We start from the raw sequence: 920 nt of genomic DNA, 5'->3' as shown, positions 1-920 counted from the left end.
CGTACTCCTTGCGGATGGCCATCAGGCCCGGCATCTCGTGCTCGGCCAGCGTGATCTCCTTGCGGCCGAACTCCGCGAGACCGATGTCGGCGACCTTGAAGTCGGTGAATCCGGGGTCCGTGAACTCAGACACGTGCGAGGCTCCTTGAGGCGTGGATCGATCGGTGGATTTCGAGTGCGGCCGTCGACTTGTTGAGCGTGATGTAGTGCAGTCCCGGCGCGCCCTCGGCGAGCAGCCGCTCGCCCATCGCGGTCGCGTGCTCGACGCCGGTCCGGTACGCGGCGGCCGGGTCGTCCTTCGCCGCCTCCAGGCGGTGCGCCAGGTCCTCGGGGAAGGCCGCGTCCGACAGCTCGGCGAAGCGGCGGATCTGCCGGACGTCGGTGGCGGGCATGATCTCCGGGATGATCGGGGTGTCGCAGCCGGCCGCGGCGACCCGGTCGCGCAGCCGCAGGTAGTCCTCGGGGTCGAAGAACATCTGGGTGATCGCGTAGTCCGCGCCCGCCCGGCACTTGGCGACGAAGTGCGCGAGGTCGGCGGCCGGGTCCGCCGAGCGCGGATGGCACTCGGGGAAGGCCGCCACTCCGATCCGGAACTCGCCCAGTGACCGCACGAGTTCGACGAGTTCGTACGCGTACGTGAAGCCGTCCGGGTGTGGCGTCCACGTGCCGCGCGGGTCGCCCGGCGGGTCGCCGCGCAGGACGAGGACGTCCCGTACGCCCGCGTCCGCGTACGCGCCGATGATCGCGCGCAGCTCGGCGACCGAGTGGCCGACGGCCGTCAGGTGCGCCACCGGCCGCAGCGTCGTCTCCGTGACGATCCGCTTCGTCACCTCGATCGTCCGGTCCCGGGACGAGCCGCCGGCGCCGTACGTCACGGAGACGAAGTCCGGTGCCAGCGCCTCGACCCGCCGGATCGCGTC

2 protein-coding genes are annotated in these 920 nt (G+C 71.6%); both read right to left on the bottom strand.

Going from position 1 to position 920, the window contains the following annotated elements:
* A partial coding sequence (locus tag ESG85_RS07070; RefSeq protein ID WP_164986183.1) for an adenosylhomocysteinase occupies positions 1–133 on the bottom strand: 133 nt, incomplete at its 3' end.
* On the bottom strand, positions 126–920 hold a 795-nt coding region (gene metF, locus ESG85_RS07065; protein ID WP_128977173.1), incomplete at its 5' end, for a methylenetetrahydrofolate reductase [NAD(P)H]. The genes metF and ESG85_RS07070, both read right to left, overlap by 8 nt.

It is taken from the genome of Streptomyces roseicoloratus, assembly GCF_004117935.1.
In the GTDB taxonomy this organism is placed as follows: Bacteria; Actinomycetota; Actinomycetes; order Streptomycetales; family Streptomycetaceae; genus Streptomyces; species Streptomyces roseicoloratus.
This window is presented reverse-complemented; position numbering and strand designations above follow the sequence as displayed.